The 18108-nt window shown below is 43.9% G+C and carries 11 protein-coding genes; 2 read left to right on the top strand and 9 right to left on the bottom strand.

The features are described from left to right. Positions 1–51: 51 nt before the first annotated feature. The 9 genes from BCY91_RS07415 to BCY91_RS07375 all read right to left on the bottom strand — a co-directional run bounded on the left by BCY91_RS07415 (position 52) and on the right by BCY91_RS07375 (position 17165). A complete protein-coding gene (locus BCY91_RS07415) occupies positions 52–3024 on the bottom strand; it encodes a sugar-binding domain-containing protein (protein WP_120181324.1) in 2973 nt (990 codons plus the stop codon). A gap of 128 nt (positions 3025–3152) precedes the next feature. Then, complete coding sequence (locus BCY91_RS07410; RefSeq protein WP_120181323.1) at positions 3153–5105, bottom strand: family 43 glycosylhydrolase; 1953 nt, start codon at positions 5103–5105, stop codon at positions 3153–3155. Between the two features lie 40 nt (positions 5106–5145). Continuing rightward, complete coding sequence (locus BCY91_RS07405) at positions 5146–6150, bottom strand: glycoside hydrolase family 43 protein (protein WP_120181497.1); 1005 nt, start codon at positions 6148–6150, stop codon at positions 5146–5148. A 9-nt stretch (positions 6151–6159) separates the two neighbouring features. Next, positions 6160–7227: a glycoside hydrolase family 43 protein gene (locus tag BCY91_RS07400; RefSeq protein ID WP_120181322.1), complete on the bottom strand. Its 1068-nt coding sequence runs from the start codon at positions 7225–7227 to the stop codon at positions 6160–6162. A gap of 137 nt (positions 7228–7364) precedes the next feature. Continuing rightward, positions 7365–8495 (bottom strand): glycoside hydrolase family 88/105 protein, encoded by a 1131-nt coding sequence (locus BCY91_RS07395; RefSeq protein WP_120181321.1) that lies wholly within the window; start codon positions 8493–8495, stop codon positions 7365–7367. A 13-nt stretch (positions 8496–8508) separates the two neighbouring features. After that, the gene (locus BCY91_RS07390; RefSeq protein WP_120181320.1) at positions 8509–9729 is read right to left on the bottom strand and encodes a DUF2264 domain-containing protein; all 1221 of its coding nucleotides are present in this window, start codon (positions 9727–9729) and stop codon (positions 8509–8511) included. A gap of 14 nt (positions 9730–9743) precedes the next feature. After that, on the bottom strand, positions 9744–11786 hold the full coding sequence (locus BCY91_RS07385) for a DUF2264 domain-containing protein (protein WP_120181319.1): 2043 nt from the start codon (positions 11784–11786) through the stop codon (positions 9744–9746). Positions 11787–11805: 19 nt separating this feature from the next. Then, positions 11806–12774, bottom strand: a complete 969-nt coding sequence (locus BCY91_RS07380; protein WP_120181318.1) for a glycoside hydrolase family 43 protein — start codon at positions 12772–12774, stop codon at positions 11806–11808. Between the two features lie 299 nt (positions 12775–13073). Next, the gene (locus tag BCY91_RS07375; protein WP_120181317.1) at positions 13074–17165 is read right to left on the bottom strand and encodes a hybrid sensor histidine kinase/response regulator transcription factor; all 4092 of its coding nucleotides are present in this window, start codon (positions 17163–17165) and stop codon (positions 13074–13076) included. A 284-nt stretch (positions 17166–17449) separates the two neighbouring features. Between BCY91_RS07375 and BCY91_RS07370 the strand changes: the two genes are divergently transcribed. Together BCY91_RS07370 and BCY91_RS07365 are read left to right on the top strand one after the other, a co-directional pair. Continuing rightward, a complete protein-coding gene (locus BCY91_RS07370; RefSeq protein ID WP_120181316.1) occupies positions 17450–17665 on the top strand; it encodes a hypothetical protein in 216 nt (71 codons plus the stop codon). Further along, the gene (locus BCY91_RS07365) at positions 17650–18033 is read left to right on the top strand and encodes a type II toxin-antitoxin system VapC family toxin (protein ID WP_120181315.1); all 384 of its coding nucleotides are present in this window, start codon (positions 17650–17652) and stop codon (positions 18031–18033) included. Before BCY91_RS07370 ends, BCY91_RS07365 begins: the two co-directional genes overlap by 16 nt. Positions 18034–18108: the final 75 nt, after the last annotated feature.

Genomic DNA, 18108 nt, shown 5'->3' with positions numbered 1-18108 from the left:
AATCCCTCCAAAACCATTGGAGGGATTATCAGCCAACACTGAAACTACAGTTTACAAATTCTGGTAAACCTCTGCTTCAATAATCTTTAATACACCTTTTTTATTGGCATCATCTCCACCTATACCGTCGTCCAGCTTTTTGCCGCCCATTTCTTCTTGGATGTTAGAGTCGTCTTTGCCAGAGTTAAGGGCCTTCAGCTCTATTTTAAGGCTTTTGCCTACGGTAGATTTTACAGGAATATCAATATACCCTAAACTTCTTGCGGTTACGCCTTCGTAAACCGTATTGCCGTCTACACTTATTTTAATAGGGTAAGTGCGTGTTCTAAAATTATTCAATTTCAACTGCACGCCATCAATACGGGCGGCATCTTTGAACTGATAGCTTATCCATGCGGTATTTAAGTTGCCGTCATTACCCCAAGCACTCAGCTCGTTATCATCTATGCTTAATCTAGCTTCGCTTTGGTTTGATCCTGCCGTTATATCAGCTATCTCCAGCGTTTTTCTGATGTTTTTGTAAGACGGGCCAGCAGGCGTTGGTCCGCGCTCCAGTTTACCTTTTAAACCATCGGCAGGGAAAACAGTAGCCAAGCCGTCCGTTACTTTTACCGGCACCGATTTGAAGTTAAGTTCGGCACTCTGTAATCCTTCTGATTTTGCAAATAGCTTGATGTTACCCGCGTTTGTGCTTGAGCGAATAAATACACGGTTTACGCCACCTTCTACCGGTAGATTTTTAGATAAAATATAATTATCCGGGCCCTGCGCAATACCGCCCCTCCACGTTGCCTCGCCACTAAGGTCAAAGTTTATCATGTTCAAGGCAGTAGGGCATCTGTTGCCGTCTTTATCCACCACTTCTACCTGCGCTAGAATTAAATCGGATCCATCTGCTTTTACACCGTCTGGATGCGTCATAGCCGTTAGTTTTAAAGCCACAGGTTCGCCGGCAGTTTTAATTTCGTCTTCGGCTAAAACTTTTCCGTCTTTGCTGTAAGTTACGGCTTTAATAGTGCCCGGTTCCCAAGCAATGTTTTTGAAAGTGAACAAGAAATCGCTGCTGCGCTCGCCAAAGCCTTTTGATTTTCCATTGATAAAAAGCTCTGTTTTTTCGCCAGAAGCCACCACATAAATATTTTTTACTACACCGGCCTTGTAATTCCAGTGGCCCATAATGTGCGCACGGAAATGCTCCACATCTACCCAACCGTCCCACATTACTTGGTGTGCATAAAACCCATCTTTAGGGATACGCATAGCATCCACCTCGCCGCTGCGGCGGTAGTTTTCGGCACCACGGTGGTGCGTGTTAGAGTCGGAAAAAATAATGTTTACGCCACCAGCGCTCACTCTTTTACCTGTCCCAGGTCGTTCGCGCCAGAAATCGTACCACCTCACAATATCTTCTATGGCGTGACTGTCTTGGTTGCGGTTATAAACCGCTGCAGATTCGTTTTTGTACAATGGACCGTCGCCGTCTTTATGGTATGGGGGCGAGAACTCGTCCCAATATTTGCGCAAGCCTTCATCTCGGGAATATTCTGTAGCCCACATTGGGATGTTAGCGCTTTTGTTAATGTATAACATTTCGCCGCCGTACTCGGCAACTTTGCTGTCCAGCATCTCGCGCGAACCAGCCGCACGACCGCCATGTGGATCATACTTATCGCGGATGGCCTTCATTTCTGCCATGTGTGCCTCGGAAATAGATTCGTTACCGCTTTCGTAGAATAAAATGCTTGGCGCATTGCGGTTGTAAATTGTAGCGTCGCGCATCACTTTAACGCGTTGTTCCCATCTTACACCGGTAACATCGGCCTCAGAATCGCCGGCAGGCATGGCTTGTATTAAACCTACCCTATCGCATGATTCTACATCTTGCTTCCATGGCGTAATGTGCATCCAGCGCACCAAGTTAGCATTGCTTTCTACCATTAAATGGTTGCTGTAATCGCTAAGCCAAGCCGGTACAGATTGCCCTACCGCAGGCCACTCATTGGTGGTCCTTTGGGCGTAACCTTTCATCAACAAAACCCTATCGTTTAAATAAACCATCCCGTTTTTGAATGCGGTTTTGCGGAATCCGGTAACTACCGGCACTTCATCTGTAACTTTGCCGTTTTGGGTTAATTTAGCGGTTACCGTGTATAAATAACCGTAGCCCCAGCTCCAGAAGTTTAAATTTTGCATGGGTGCCAATGCTTTTACAGTTGCTGTTGCGCCCGCCGCGATGTTTTGATTCTCGCCTTTAAACGTTTTCACCACTTTTCCGTCTGCATCTTTCACTTCTACCTCAAAACCAAAAGTTTGGGCTTTGCCGGTTTCATTTTTTACTTCGCTTTCTACATGCACCGTGGCTGTTTTAGCATCAATGTTAAAATCCTGGGCATAAACATACACGCCGGTAGTCTGTAAATCGGAATATAAAGGCAAAGTTTGATATAGCTTATTGGTGATGTGCAGCCAAACATTTTTGTTGATGCCACCGTAGTTGGCGTTAAAGTTTCTATCGCTCCACTGAAAGCGGCTGTTGGTAGCTTTCTCGCGGTAATCCCAAGAGTTGTCTACCCTTACGGCGATGACGTTATCGCCTTTGTAGTTCAGCTTATTGCTCAAATCAAAGCCGAAAGCCATAATTCCGTCTTCATGGCGACCGATAAATTCACCATTTAAATAAACTTCACCGGCCTGGCGTAAACCTTCAAACTCTATAAATACTTTTTTGTTTTCGGAACCTTTTGGCAGTTTAAAGTGTTTGCGATACCAAGCAATACCGGTTGGCAAATTGTTAATCAAAACTTTAAAAGCCGAATCCTCGTTCCAAGCACTCGGAAGGGTAACAGCTTGCCATTTGCTGTCATCAAAGTTAAGCGCCTGCGCACCTTCTACATCCCCTTTAACAAACTTCCAAGCCGGGTTAAAGTTGTACTTTGCCCTGCCGGTTTGCCCAAAGCTTAAAGCAGTTACAAAACTTAACACGCAAACGCTTAAAAACGTTTTAAACCTCAATTTTTTGAACATCTGATTTTTCTATTGGTTGTAAAATAATCGGAACCCCGAAACCTCAAAAGTACAGTTTAAACGCATGAGAACACAGGAAAAGCGTATCAATAAACCATGAATAGCGTTTCAAAAACCGCTAAAAGCGCTTAGGGCTTGGCCGTATTTATCCCTTCGGTAGTCATTTGTACCCGCTTCATTAAACCGTTTGGCAGATATTCCAGCTTATCGATACAAACGGAACGGCTATAACCGCTGCCACCATTTTGCAGCGCGCCATTATGGTAAATAAAATAGGACTGGCCGTTTAATTCTACGATAGCTTGATGGTTGGTATTACTGTTACCGGCTACTTCATTTAAAATGCCCTGATACTGGTACGGTCCTTCGATATTTTTTGCGGTTGAATAAGCTATCTTTTCTGGAAAACCGGTAGCATAAGAAAGGTAATAGGTACCGTCTTTTTTATGAACCCAAGGCGCTTCGGTAAAATTGACTTCGTTTGGAAACTTAATTTGCTTTACCTCCCCGTCAATTTCAATCATGTTATCTTTTAGCTTGGCGTAATAACACTCGCGGTTGCCCCAAAACAGCCAAGCCTGCCCGTCATCATCAATAAAAACGCTAGGATCAATACAGGCCCAACTGTGGGTAGATGCGAAACAGTCTTTGTTGGTGAGCAATGGCTTGCCCAAGGCGTCTTTAAAAGGTCCTTCTGGCCTATCGGCAACGGCAACGCCAATACCGCTCCAATTGGTGCTGATGTACCAATAATATTTGTTGTTGCGTTTGATAACCTGCCCGGCGTAGGCATCGCCGCTTTTTGCCCATTCAAAATCTGTTATTGTTAAGGGCACGGGGTACTGCGTCCATGTTTTTAGATCCTTGCTCGAAAAAACTAACCAATCTTTCATCCGATAAGCTTTTTGGTTGCCCGCAAAATCGTGTCCGGTGTACAACCACAAAGAATCGCCTTCAACAAAAGCTGCCGGATCGGCAGTAAACTCGTGGGTAATGATGGGATTGCCCGCCGATTGGAAACGGTAGCGATCACCGGGCTTACTTGGCGAAAGCAACTCGCCCGGCACGCCGCCCCATTTTGCTTGCAGGCGCCGGGCTTCTTCTTTTGTGATGCCGATGACGCTGCCGTGGCGCGGAGAAAAGTTTTTGGTGAATGATTCGGGCTTTTCTGTAAAGTTGAACAGATCTTTACTGCGCTGAAATTCGTAGCGCTGGCTCGAGTATAAATCGTACATTAAAATATAATCGTCGCTATCGTTCAGCTTAAAAACGCTGGATCCTTCTACGTTTGTTTTTGTGCCTGCATAAGCATCCATATATTTAAAATCCTCTTTCCAAGGACCTTTTAATGACTTGCTGGTCGCCTGCTGAATGCCATTTTTAAATTCTTTACCGCTCTCATCTTTGGTATTGCCTTTAAAAAACAAATGGTAAAGCCCGTCTTTATAAACAATATCGCCATCTATTGCACCATACTTAGCGCTAAACATCAGTTTAGGTTCTTTTTCAAAGCCGGTAAAATCTTTATTGGCATACGCCGAATAAAAATCGAGTTTTTCGTTTTTATAGTAGCGCACCGTAAAATATACCAGGTACTTTTTAGCTTGCGGGTCGTAAATGGTTTGCGGCGCCCAGACCCACTTTAAACCCGAAAAGTTTTTGGGATATTGCTTTTCTAAATCAATAATACTGTGTTTCCAGTTGATTAGATCTGGCGAGCTGAGCATCACAATTCCCGGATTGTTGTCCCACCCGTTTTTTGCCACAAACATATCTGTTGCGGTAATTAAAAAGCGTTTGCCGTCCTGGCTGCGTAAAATATGCGGATCGCGGATGCCGCCAGTTTGCGAAATTTCGGACGATTTGATGATGGGCTGGTTGTTATTTAACGCAAACCAGTTTTTAGCATCGGCGCTTACGCCAAAACGAAGTTGCTCGCGGGCAAAGCCATCGCCAGAACCTTCAAAATAAGCAAACAGGTAACCCTCGTATTTAGGTTCGGTTTTTTGTTGCGCATTTATCCGCGTAAGCGAAAATAAACTTAGTACTGTTAGGGCTAAAACCGATTTATGGATGTTCATGGTGCAGTTAAAATATATAGGCTAAGTGAGCGGATAAAAGTTATGGCTTAAAGTACTGTTTCAAAAATACAAGCTTATCGCCCGAGTCGTCCACCTCAAATAAATGCGGAATACGGATGGTACGGCCGTCAATTTTCTTATGGCTGTGGACAGACATTAGAAGTTTTCCGTCAAACGTTTTGAACAACATTCCGTGCCCAAAATTTGGCGGCGTTATGGGTTCTTTTTCCTGTACCCAAGGGCCGTCTAAAGTGCCACTTTGCGAGTAAGCCACGCCTTGCGTATAAAGGTTAAAAATCCAACTGGTCCATAACATGCCCAACTTGCCAGTTTGCGTTTTAAACAGCCAAGGCCCATCCGTAACTTTGTTAAAAGTAGTGTCGCCTTTGCTGGTACGCTCGCGGCTCCCAGGCGAATCACTCGCTTTAAAAAGCAATTTGGCGTTGCCAAGGGTACCGCTCAAATCGGGCTTTAGCCTAATTTTTTCTACTGTACCGTTCCAGTTCTGCAGCCACTCATGGCAAAAAACCATATAGGGCTGTTGGTCTTCATCCACCCAAAAAGTGCCGTCTAAAGTTGGCATATTTGCGGGCAGGTAGGTTTTGTCTTTCATAGGCAGGTATGGTCCTTCCGCTTTATCGCTTACTAAAACGTGGCAGGCTCTGCGCTCAATTACGTTCCCCCTAACGCTATCAATCTTGATGTTTTTATTGGTAAAGGTGGCGAAGTAATAATATTTGCCTTTATACTGGTGCAGTTCTGCCGCCCAAACCATCGGGTTTTTGCCCATCCACGAGCTGCTGTCTGTTTGGATTACCTGATACGGACCCGCCCAGCGTTTTAAATCTTTACTCTTCCAAAGCTGGCCGCCTGTGCCCGTCATGTAATAGGTCCGCGTTTGCTGATCAGCTAAGATGCAGGGGTCGCTGAGGATGATAGAATCTAGGGGCCGGCTTTCTGAAAACCAGCGCGACTTGCTTTGTGCGATGACAGAAATATTTACACATAGCGCAATTAACAACAGGATATTGTTTTTTTTGAGCATAGCGGGCATTTAAAATTTCATCTTTAAATTCCAGTTTTTAGCCACGTTTTCCGCTTCTTTTTTGGTGAGATGGATTACCGCCCCATGTTTTGGAGAACTGAAATTGGTGGTTTTCATTACGCCTTCGTTAAAACGGCCCAAATTGGTGAAGTTTTTAAAATCTGTGGTTTCGCTAAAGCCGAAGTTATGCGGATGGATGCTAAAAATATCGTACATCAAAACCCATTTATCTTGGCCAATGCGTTTCCAAACGTTAGGTGCTTCGCATGATTTCGGTTCCGGATCGTACCATTTATCATCATACAGGTAACCGGATGTTAAGGAGTTGGAAACCGCTTGTTTGATGCCTGCCGGATTCTCTTGCGAAACGTAAAACATGTGGAATTTATCGCCAACTTTGGTAATATCCGCATCTAAGTATTGAATATTGGCTTTAGGGTGCTGAAACAGCAGTTTAGGTTCTGTTTCTAATGCGTTAAAATCCTTGTTAAGGTAAGCGTAATACAACTGGGTGTTACCGTTGCGGAAACGGATGGTAAAATACACCATGATTTTGCCGGCTTGCTCATCATAAATTAATTCTGGCGCCCAAGCACAGCCGATGTGTTGCCAGCCGGGGAAAGCTTTATCTACGCGCAGTAAAGAATGTGTCCAGTGAATTAAATCCTTTGATTTCATCAGCACCAGGTTTTTGTTGTTGCCCCAACCAAACTCTTTTCCGTCGCGCTCCCACTCGGTATCGCGCAAGCCTTTTTGTTTGGCAAAAATGTGCAAGTCTGTCATCGCCATATAAAAGTAACCGTCGGGTCCACGCATGATATAAGGATCGCGTACGCCTTTTTGCTCGGCAATGGTATCTCCGGCAATAATGGGCGTTCCGTTATTTACATCTGTAAAAGTGTAACCATCCTTGCTAAGCGCAAAGTACAGGCTGTGGCTATCATCTTTGAAGTAAACCATCAGATAGGCGCTCATGTCTTTTTCTGTAGGTATCGCGGCTTTTTGTTGGGCTAAAACAGGATTTAGCCATGCGCATACCATTAGCGCCAGCACCATACGTAGGATTTTAGATTTCATTGGTTGTAAGAAGTTTTAATTTTAAACAAGCAGATTTGCACCGCTCTCAAAATAAAGTGTACGCATGACACTAAATTAAATTTGAAGATACAAATCGCTTTTAATTATCAAAACCAATCTCCTAAATTTGTGCTGCTTTATAAAGAGCGGTACATCTCGCAAGCAGCCAGCAAAAAGGCTCCTACGCCAAAATTGGAGGTAGAATTTTGATCAACAACTTGTCCGGGAATGGCTTTTTCGCCTATCGGCTGTACATAACCTATATCACCATCGGGCTGTAAAGCTACCTCTGTTAAATACTTCCACGCTTTTTGGCTTACCGGCTTGTAAGTTGCTTTATCTAGTATGCCGTTGTTCATTCCCCACAAGTAGCCATAAGCAATAAACGCGGTTCCGCTGGTTTCTGGCCCTGGCGCTTGTTGAGGATCCAATATGCTACGCGTCCAATAACCTTCAGCTTGTTGGGTAGCAGAAAGCGCTTTGGCCATTTGTTTAAAGCGCGTTAAAAACAAATCGTAGTGTTGATAGTCTTTAGGCAAATCGGCCAAAACTTTGGCTAAACCGGCAAATACCCAGCCATCTCCACGGGCCCAAAAATCTTTAAAACCACGGTCTGTTTTATGTTTGGGATAAATGTATTTTCCATCTCGATAGTACAAGTGCGCTTCTTTATCAAACATCAAATCATCAGCAAAAACAAAATACTCGTACATTTTATCCAAGTAATGCTTATCACCGGTCAGTTTGTAAAGTTTGGTCATTACGGGCATGGCCATGTACAAACCATCGGCCCACCACCAATAATCATTGTTAGACGTGCTCATTTGGTATTGCATTACCTCTAAAGCGCGGGCTATTTTTTTCGAATCTTTAACTTCATCTAAATTATACAGATCGATATAGGTTTGGAAACACACCTGCCAATCGCCAAAAAGCACATAAGCTGGCTTTTCGCCGTATGAATATTTCCACTCGGCCTTGTTGTTGGATGTTGCGCCTTTCCAATTGTTTTTTTGCGCCCAGCGTTCTGCGTAAGCTTTATACTCGGGGTTTCCTGTAACAAAATAGGCTTCCATGTTGGCAGTTTGGTAAGCGGCTTCGTCCCAAAAAGCGTTTCGGGGCGCATTATTTTGTTGCCAATGCGTATTCACCTTGTTGATGATGCCCAAAACATCCTCTTTGGTATTTGCAGATGTTTTGCTGCGCGTGGTGCCACATCCGGAAAAAAGAACTAGCGCAATAAGCGCAAAAACACTCGTAAACTTCATGTAGGTGTATCAGTTAATTAGGTAAAGCATGATCAATAGGCACAGCTAAGCCCTGCCATAATTTTTTTTGCGTCCAGGCGGCGTTTGGTTTGGTCCAAAAAGCGTCATCAGCGGACAAGCCCAAAACCAAAAATGCCTGTGCGCATAAGTAAAGGCTTCCGGTAGAGATGTAAACCTCGCCCAAACCGGGCTGGTGGCCGTACATGCCAATGGTGAGCCAACCTCCATCATCAAAAGTGTGGGGCGCTTCTATTTGCTTTTTAATTACGGCGTACAAAGCACAGCGCACCTGCTCTGGAGAAATATTTTGTGGCAAGTTTTTTTGCAGAGCCACCTGCGCCAGCAGCTGGAAAGCACCAAAGCGGTAGGTTAAAGAACGACCGATAGGCGGATAAGTGCCTTCCGGCGATATTAAGCGTTCCTGAATTTCTGCATAACGGCTGGCACGCGATTGAAATTGTTGGTATAACTTAGGATTTTTCAGGGCTATGCGCGTAATGTCTAACAACATGGGCTGGATAACGAAGCTATTATAGTAATCCCAATGAAAATCGGGTCCATCGCCGTAAGTACCGTCGCCCAAATACCAATTCTGGTGCGATTTTACCGCATAATCTATCCGCATAAAATCGGCTCCGCTGTCAAATTTATAAATAGCGGTTTCTACCATGGCACTAAACAGCAACCAGTTGCTATAATAGGGCGTAATTACGCGGGTCGACTTTAAAGCATTTATCACATTTGCTTTGGTTGCTGCATCTAAAGGCTCCCAAAGCTGTTGCGGCGCACGGAGTAAAGCGTGCGCAAAAAAGGCCGCATCCACCACCGGCTGGCCACCTTTTGTAAAATTCATGAAATCGGGAGATGCAGGGTCGGTGGCGTTTTTAATGCAGGTGCGCGCCAACAAAATATATTTCTGCCTAATTTGACCTTCCTCGGTGTCATCTGCGCCTAGCTCTAACCAAGGCGCCATACCGCCCAAAAGCCTTCCGAAAGCCTCTAAATAAGTTACCGTTCTACGGTCGGCTTCTTTTCCCGGCGCAGCTTCTACCGACATGGCCTTTTTTAGCTCGTTTTTGCTTAGCGCCTCTAACACGGGGTCGGCAATTTTAAGCATGGCCTGCAATAGGTATTTCCGTTGCGCAGGCCCATCGGCTTCTTTCTTATTTTTTTGTGCCTGTGCGTTGAAGCTCAGAAATAACACCATCAAACAGCTTAAAGAATATTTAATCATTTTTCTGAGGTATTTTAGGGATGATAGCTAATGGTTTTACGCTCGGAATTTACGGTTAGCTCCACATCGCCATCCGGCAAAACCTTAAAAGCTTTAACCGGCGATAATTCTTTACCCGACCATCGTTCGCCAGATTTTTTCCAGAGCATGGCAACTGCATAAACTGCTTTTTTTGTCCCGGAAAAACCGGCTGTGCCGTTAATGGTGCAACTTTTATCTTTCACCGGATGTAAACCTTCGGCGGTAACAAATTCGCTGTTTTGCCAGCCTGCAATGGGCACAAAAGCCAGTTGGTAAATTCCGTTATCTATAATTTTTACCAATTTGCCTTTCACCTTTCTTACACTTTCCACGATAGGTTTATCCAGCTGTGGCAAAGCATAATGCCCCAAACGGGCTTCTATAGTTTTAGTTCCGGCGTAGCGGTCCACCCGCAATATCCCGTTAGGTAAAGTAATATCTGCCAGATTGATAGCTACACTGGTATCCGAAGCTAAAACCGCGTTGCGGTAATAGACGCCGTTTTGGTAACGGTTAAACTTAAACATGCGCAGAGCTTCCCATTTATTGTTGTTTTTGAAAACGTAGTTCATGGCCACCTCGCCGTTTTTTCCATCCGCCTGCCAAGGAAAAGCGCTGTTGTAAGCTAAGCGATTATAGTTTTCGGTACCTTGATAATAGCCGACGTCTTTACTGTAACACCAAGCCCTAACTTCCGCCGCGCCTATCGCCGGGTAATCTGTAATGAGGATGTTTGACCCTTCTAAATATTTGTTATATGCCTTGTTGCTACTAAATTTTTCCCACTCGCCTTCATTCTCGGTAGCCGTCCAAAAAGCATTATTTGCCGGCACCAGCAATCCCAAAAACAGTTTTCCGAGCCAAAAAGCGCTACCACGACAGCTGTAAGGCTGTATGCCCGGTTCAAAAGCGCCATAAAAACCTAGCGTTGGCACTTCATCTTTTAACCAATCTGGGTTTTGCAGAAATTGTAAGATGGTGCCCGAGGCTATCCGTCGCATCCAGCCATAATTTAAATTGGGGCTATTCAAAAAACCCATCATCGGAAAAGGCACTGCGGCCGCCATACGATAGGCTATGCTGCGCCCCCACATGATCATCTCGCCATTACGCCCAAATAGCAAGGGATAATTATCGCTTAACGCATTTAAGTTCTCGGCAAAAGCCGAAGCCATAGCGGGTTTGTATTTATTTCCGTAAAACTGCGACCATAGCGTCCCGTACATCTGAAAAGCCCACATACTGTAATAATCGTAATAAGGGCTATCGTTATACCAACCCTGGCCGCGATAATCGGCTAAAGTTTCTTTTAACAACTTATCCAGGTAATCTTCGCGGATGGCGTAGCCCCGGCTATGAAAAAAGCTGAGGATAAAAATGTTGAAGAAACGCCAGTTCATGGCGATGGTGGGACCGTTACCGTAGCTGAGCATGGTGGCTGCCAAAGAATCTTTTGTGGCTTGAGGCAAAGGATCCCATAAAATTTCTGGCGCGGCAAATAAAGAAACCGCTAAACCCCCAAACTCTACCAAGGTTTGGCTGGGTCCGCCATTTTTTTTCAGATGTGGCACATAAATATCGCTGTTGGCATTAAGCAGATGTGAAATTTGGTGACGATAATAAGTGGCTACCGCGATGTTGTGCAGTTTTAAATCTGGGTTTTCTTTGAGCAAAGGGACGGCAATAAAAAGCGTGCGGCACAGGCCCTCCAGTTTTTCGGTGGCGTTTGGCAAATCATCTTTAGGGTAACTTTTGCCGGGCTGTTTTGGAAATTCCATTGGGTCATCTAACTGGCGGATATAAGAAAACGCGCCCGAAAGCAGATATTCGCCGGCTTCTTTCCAATGCGTGCGACTCATTCCTGTAAACGGACTTATTTGATGGTTCAGCGGTGTTTTAAAAGCTGTTGCCCCGACTTTCTCTTTGCCATAAGCCCAAGTATTTTGCGCCAGCGATGGTAATGAAAAAGCAAAAAGCAAACCAAGCAATAAGCCGAGTTTTGAAGCGAAATATATTTCTTTTTTGATAGCAGTCATTTCCAATAATATGCAAAATTTACAGATCTGCCGGCGACCATTTTTCTTTCCAATGCACAGCAACTTCACCTTCAGCATTTACCTGTAAAGGCAACCAGATGTAAGTGCTATTTTTTAAATCTTGCGGGTTCCATTTATCTGCCATAAAAACGAACTTGTTTTGGGTTATTGGCAATACAAAAGTCGATTGACCGCCGTAAGTAATTTCTGCCAGAGGGCCGTGCAACGGGTCGCCTGCGTATTCCCAAGGACCAAATATGGAATTTGCTTTATGCAAGCTGGCTTTATTTGGCGCCCAGCCGGTGCAAGCGCTAGTAATAAGGTAATACTGTTTGCCAACCTTAAAAATTGCAGGCGCCTCACGATGCTTACTGAACAGAAGTGAATCTTGGGTGGTGGGGCGCAAAAAATCATCGGTGAGTTTCGCCACGCGTAAATCGTAGTTTTCGTTGGATGAATAAAGGTGGTAAGCGCTGCCATCATCATCTACAAACAAAGTCATATCGCGCGACATATTGTCGTTTGGCCTAAAACTTTCGATAAATTGGAAAGGACCGGTAATAGCATCACTAACGGCCACGCCCGCACGCGCTGCTTTATAGCCCTGGCCTTTTAACTCCAGATGGAACCACATCACGTATTTTTTGGTTTTGGGATTGTAAATGACCTTAGGACGTTCAATGATGGCACCTTTGGTAATGTCGCTGTTGGGGTTGTCTCTTAATGCCAAAGCCAAACCTTCGTTGTTCCAGCTAACCAAATCTTTGGACGAATAAACGGATACACCCTCAGAGGCGGACCTTCCACGTTTTTCGCCAAACCAATAATACTTCCCTTTCTGTAAAATAACACCGCCGCCGTGGGCATTGATAGGTACGCCGTCGGTATCTGCCCAAGGTTGCGCCGGCACAATAGCTTGTTGCTGAGCAAAAGTGGTGCTTGCGGCAATACAAATTAAAAGTAAAAATGCGGAAGTCCTGTTTCGCATAATTTAGCACAACGGTTTATTTGTGCCTGCAAATTGTGCATAAGATTTAAATTTAAAGGGGGGTAGGTTTTGCAATATTGAGCGGTAAATTCGGATTTGGAGACTTTACTAGATGGTTAGGCTAAAATAAAATAGGGTCTGTGGATTTTTGTACCAGCTGGTCGTAGTGTCTCGCTACCACCAAATTTCCTAAGTACGATTGCATACTTTATCCCGATTAGGCAAATATTAAAAACATTATAGAAAAGCGGTGGCAGGACGCTACGACCAGTATGGGCCAGTATGCACCTCGATGGCACCTAAACCTTCTCCTGCTTAAATTTATCGCCCAGTTTGTAGGAAGTGCCCGCCACCTTCCGATAGTTTTTGATATAATCAGAAGGGTTCATGCCGAAAACTTTGGCAAATTGTTCTCTAAAATAGCGGATATCATTAAAGCCAGCCTGATAAGCCCCTTCATTCACCTTACAATCGGTATCAATAAAAAGCTGTGCAACTTTACGCAAACGGATAAAGCGGATAAATTCGTTAACAGATTTGCCCGAAATGAGCTTTACTTTTTTGTACAAAGCAGAGTGGCTCATATCCAGCTCATCTGCCAGCTGTTTCACGTTAAAATCCTTATCGTCTAAATGCCTTTCTACTATGGCAATGCAGGTTTCCAAAAACTTCTTCAAATCTGGCGAAACAGAATAATCATCCGCCTTAAGCGTAATCTGGTTATAAAAATGCTGGTGTAAATTGCTTCTGCTGCGCAACAGATTGGCTACGCGCGCCACTAAAATCTCTTTCTCAAAGGGTTTGGTAATAAAATCATCGGCACCGCTTTCAATGCCTTTCAGCTTTAGCTCGGCGGTGCTGCCAGAGGTGAGCAAAATTACCGGCACGTGCATTAGCGCAGCATCCTCTTTAATGCGCTGGCATAAATCAACCCCACTCATTTCGCCCATTACCACATCCGTAATTACCAAATTCGGCAGCTCGGTTTCTATCATTTCAAAAGCAAGTTCGGCACTGCTGGCCTCCATCACCTGGTAATCGTTTTCAAAAATATTGCGGATGTAATTGCGGATCTCCTCATTATCATCTACCAATAAAATACTGCTTTTCTCGCTCACCACATCCGCTTCTGGGGCGGGGGCAATGCTTTTCTCTGTTTGCACAGTCGCAAGCTCTGCGTCTGTTTCTACTTCCATCCGCTCTTCTACATGCAAGGGCAAACTTTCTTCTGCGGTTACAAGCTCATCGGCAGGTAACGCTGCGTATTGAGGAAAACTTAATGAAAAAGTAGAACCTTTGCCTAGCTCACTCTCGTAGCTTACTTTGCCCTTATGGCTCTCCATAATCTCTTTCACTACATACAGTCCAATACCAAAGCCTCCCGCATGGTTTTCCTTTTCGCCAACTTGGTAAAAACGGCTAAATATTTTTTCGCCCGTTTCCGGGGATATGCCTGCGCCGGTATCAGCTACAGCTACCTGCACCCAATTTTGATCATGGGATATGGAGATTTTGATGGATTTACCCGACGGTGTGTATTTAAATGCATTTGAGAGCAGGTTAAAAACGGCGATTTCTAATTTTTCCTTATCCGCTATTACTTCAATTTGCTCTTCATTTGCGATAAAATCAAACCCGATGTTCTTAGATTTGGCCTGCTGCGTAAAACACAGGTATATCTCTTTAAAAAGATTCAGCGCATCAAAACGGCTTAGTTTCAACTTATCGGGATTGGCTTTTTGGAAATGCAAAAGCTGATCCACCAAACTTAGCAAACGCCTGGCGTTGCGGTAAACCACAATTAACTCGCGGGTTTCTACCTGACCGGTTTTGCTGTTTAAAAATTCTTTGATGGGGTTGATGATGAGCGTTAAAGGTGTCCGGAACTCGTGAGAGATATGGGTAAAAAACGAGAGCTTTTTATCGTGCAGTTCTTTTTCTTGCGCCATTTTGCTGGCGGCCAATTGTACCTCAAAGTTTAGGCGTTCCTTATCGCGCTGGTATAGCACAAACTTGCGTATGGTTAAAAATATGATTAGCGCATAAACAAGGTAAGCCCACCAGGTGCGCCACCAAGGCGGTAAAACGGTAATGTGCAAAAGCTTTTCGTTATTGCTCCAAAGCCCTGCCGCATTGGTTGATTTAATGTGGAGGGTATAATGCCCCTCGTGCAAACTGGTGTAATTTGCCGAACGCTGCTTGCCCACGTAATTCCAGCTTTTATCCCAACCTTCTAAATAATAGGCGTATTCTATTGAACCGGGTGAGGTATAATTCAAGGCTGCAAAGTTTACAGAAATTACCGCATCATCATAAGGAACGCGCAGCTTCTCTATTTTATCTGCCTCGGTAGCAACCACATAATTGCTTTGGGCACTAATAAGCTTGCCGTTCACCTTTATCCCCGTAACCACCAAAGGTTGTAAGCTTCTGCCGGCTTTAATGCTATCCGGGTAAAAAATGTTAAATCCCCTAACGCCACCAAAAACCATCTCGCCGCTGCGTAATTTCTCTGCCGAGCGGTAAAAAAACTGATTGCTTTGCAAACCGTCTTCTTGATAGTAATTGTTTATTTTGTTGTTGCGGGTGTTAAATTTTATAAGGCCGTTAAAGGTGCTCATCCACAAATTGTGGTGGCTATCTTCTAATATGCTTAGGATAGAGTTATTTGCCAAACCGTCATCCGTAGAATAACGTTTCACCACCTTGCCTTTTGCCAAATCAAACTGCAACAAGCCACCGCCCTCTGTGCCCAACCAAAGTTTTCCGTCGGTATCCCGGTGGATGGCGCGTACAGGTTTTCCGATGTCGAAAAATTGGTGCTTACGGTTTTTTGGATCTATTTTAACCAGATGGCTGGCATTACCGCCTAACAAATCGCCCTTGCTTTCTGTTAAAAAATAAATTTCCGTCAAGCTTTGATCAAACACCTCAAAGCGATCCAACTGCCGGTTAAAGCGGTACAAGCGCCCCGAGCCGTAAGTAGAAGCCCATAAATCATGGTTTTTATCTTCTAACAGTTGCAATACGTTTCGGTTAACAAAGTTGGCTGATGGATTGTAGCAAGTATAAGGTTTGAAAGTACCGCTTAGCGGATCAAATTTGTTGATACCGCCGCCAAACGTACCTATCCATTTATTGCCCAGATAATCTTCTTTGATAGAGGTGACCCAATTGTTGCTGAGTGAATTTTTACCCGCTTGGTACCGGTAGTTTTTAAAGCTGTTGCCTTGCCGGTTCCAGATGCTAAAACCATTGCTTTCTGTACCTATCCACAGTTGCCCTTGCGCATCTTCAAAAAATGTGGAAGCGAAATTTGCGGTAAGGCTGTTTTCGCTAAAGGGATTGTTGGCAACCGTGCGGAATTTGGATTGTTTGGGTTGGATGATGTTAACCCCTCCGTTTAGTGTTGCCACCCATTTACGCCCTTCTTTATCCTCAAAAATATGGCTTACAGATTGGCTGCTTAAGCTGGGCTGGGTGTGGCCACCGCCAATGAACGCTAATGAATCTGTTTGTAGGTTTAAAATTGCCAGTCCCTTTCCTGGCAAACCCAGCCATAGTTTTCCCGTTTTATCCAGAAGCAGACTCGAAATGTTATTGCTTAAAATGCTGTTTTTACTTGGCCGGGACCATTGGCCGTTTTTAATATCAAAACGGTACAAACCCGACTCGGCGCCAAGCCACAAATTGCCGTTTCCGTCTGCAATCATCGCCGAAACATCACGGTGCGCATTGCTAATTTGTACTAGTTTTTTGGATCTTTTTTCATATTGAAACAATCCAACATCGGCAATAAAAACCCAAATCTGTTGTTGCGCATCAAAACTTATTGCTGCCACATTGTAGCCGGTAGAAATATTTTTCCCGTTAACCAGCGGAATCTGTGTGCACTCCTTTTTCCCGGCCTCTTTTATTAAAAAACCCAGTCCGTTGGTGCCAATAAATATATTTTGTTGCGCATCTGTTTTTATGCAGTTAATGGAATTTTGGATTTTGTACGATGCGCCGCCATAATAGGGCTTTATAAAAACGGGCGAAAAGGTATTGTACAAAGGTTTGTACAAACTGATGCCCTGCCCCGTACCAATATAAAGCTCGCCTTTTTTACCCTCGGCAATGGAGTAAATAAAGTTATGCGGGATAGAAGTTGTATCGTGTATGCTGTTGCGAAAAATTTCAAAATCGTAGCCGTCAAAACGGTTGAGGCCATCATGCGTACCAAACCACATAAAGCCGTTTTGATCTTGAAAAACTACACGTACAGAGTTATTAGAAAGGCCGTTTTGGATACCTAAACTTTGCACGTTTAGGATTTGCTGCGCCCACAGCCATAAAGGGAAAAACAAAAATAAGAGCAGTACTAACTGACTTTTTTTCGGAAGATACATAAAGGTTTTGGTTGCAAACTAAAGTAGCAATAATTGTCATCATTACAGCTAAAAATCGCATAAAAAAGCCCATCCGTTTTTTGTGGATGGGCTTTAGACTATAATCCGTTACAAACTATCGTAAGCAATAGTCCTTGTCGATGCACGGTTTTTGCATTAAATTGCATAATAATGTTTTGTTACAAGGCATTTACTAAAAGATGAGGACTTTTATGATATAAAATGAACAGTGCTACATCTAAAATGAGCGAGCGAAAACCCAAACACTTAAACAATTTTATTTTATGGATAACACGATGCTTATACAGCTTACCAACGAAAAAGCCATAGGCTTACTACACGAACTGGAAGAATTGCGTTTAATAAAAGTACTGAAAGAAAATATTGCTCCGGCTAAAGCAACGCTTTCTGAAAAATATAAGGGCATTCTCAGTAAAGAACAAGGACAAAACCTTAATGAGCATATTCAGCAAATGCGCAGCGAATGGAACAATATCTAATCGACACCAATATTGTTTCTCATTATCTGTCTGCCTCACTATCTTTTTCAGGTATTGAATTTTTGGATTCGGTTATTGATGCAACGCCCAACCTTTCGGTAATTTCGCAGATAGAACTCCTTTGCTGGGACACCGACGAAACCACTGCCAGAATTGTAAAAGAATTTATTGCTGATAGCAATATAATCGATATCGGCCCGAATGTAATTGCCCACTGTGTAGCGTTGCGCAGAGGCAGGAAGATAAAAACACCCGACGCTATTATTGCCGCTACCACCATTGCTTACGGTTATACGCTTATCACGGCAAACGAAAAAGATTTTGCCAATATCAGAGGATTAAACCTCATTAACCCGCGTAAATTGTAAAATCAAGAACGCCTCATGTTCGCCAGCTCAATGCATGATGAAATATCAAAGAGGAATATAAATCTCTTTAAATAA

The sequence above is a fragment of the Pelobium manganitolerans genome (assembly GCF_003609575.1).
Taxonomy (GTDB): Bacteria; Bacteroidota; Bacteroidia; order Sphingobacteriales; family Sphingobacteriaceae; genus Pseudopedobacter; species Pseudopedobacter manganitolerans.
Note: the sequence above shows the minus strand (reverse complement) of the source record. Positions and strands in the feature narration are given on the sequence as shown.

What these genes read in the sequence shown, in the direction of transcription:
- BCY91_RS07415 (WP_120181324.1), bottom strand. Translation starts at nt 3,024, where the DNA reads ATGTTCAAAAAATTGAGGTTTAAAACGTTTTTAAGCGTTTGCGTGTTA.
- BCY91_RS07410 (WP_120181323.1), bottom strand. Translation starts at nt 5,105, where the DNA reads ATGAACATCCATAAATCGGTTTTAGCCCTAACAGTACTAAGTTTATTT.
- BCY91_RS07405 (WP_120181497.1), bottom strand. Translation starts at nt 6,150, where the DNA reads ATGCTCAAAAAAAACAATATCCTGTTGTTAATTGCGCTATGTGTAAAT.
- BCY91_RS07400 (WP_120181322.1), bottom strand. Translation starts at nt 7,227, where the DNA reads ATGAAATCTAAAATCCTACGTATGGTGCTGGCGCTAATGGTATGCGCA.
- BCY91_RS07395 (WP_120181321.1), bottom strand. Translation starts at nt 8,495, where the DNA reads ATGAAGTTTACGAGTGTTTTTGCGCTTATTGCGCTAGTTCTTTTTTCC.
- BCY91_RS07390 (WP_120181320.1), bottom strand. Translation starts at nt 9,729, where the DNA reads ATGATTAAATATTCTTTAAGCTGTTTGATGGTGTTATTTCTGAGCTTC.
- BCY91_RS07385 (WP_120181319.1), bottom strand. Translation starts at nt 11,786, where the DNA reads ATGACTGCTATCAAAAAAGAAATATATTTCGCTTCAAAACTCGGCTTA.
- BCY91_RS07380 (WP_120181318.1), bottom strand. Translation starts at nt 12,774, where the DNA reads ATGCGAAACAGGACTTCCGCATTTTTACTTTTAATTTGTATTGCCGCA.
- BCY91_RS07375 (WP_120181317.1), bottom strand. Translation starts at nt 17,165, where the DNA reads ATGTATCTTCCGAAAAAAAGTCAGTTAGTACTGCTCTTATTTTTGTTT.
- BCY91_RS07370 (WP_120181316.1), top strand. Translation starts at nt 17,450, where the DNA reads ATGGATAACACGATGCTTATACAGCTTACCAACGAAAAAGCCATAGGC.
- BCY91_RS07365 (WP_120181315.1), top strand. Translation starts at nt 17,650, where the DNA reads ATGGAACAATATCTAATCGACACCAATATTGTTTCTCATTATCTGTCT.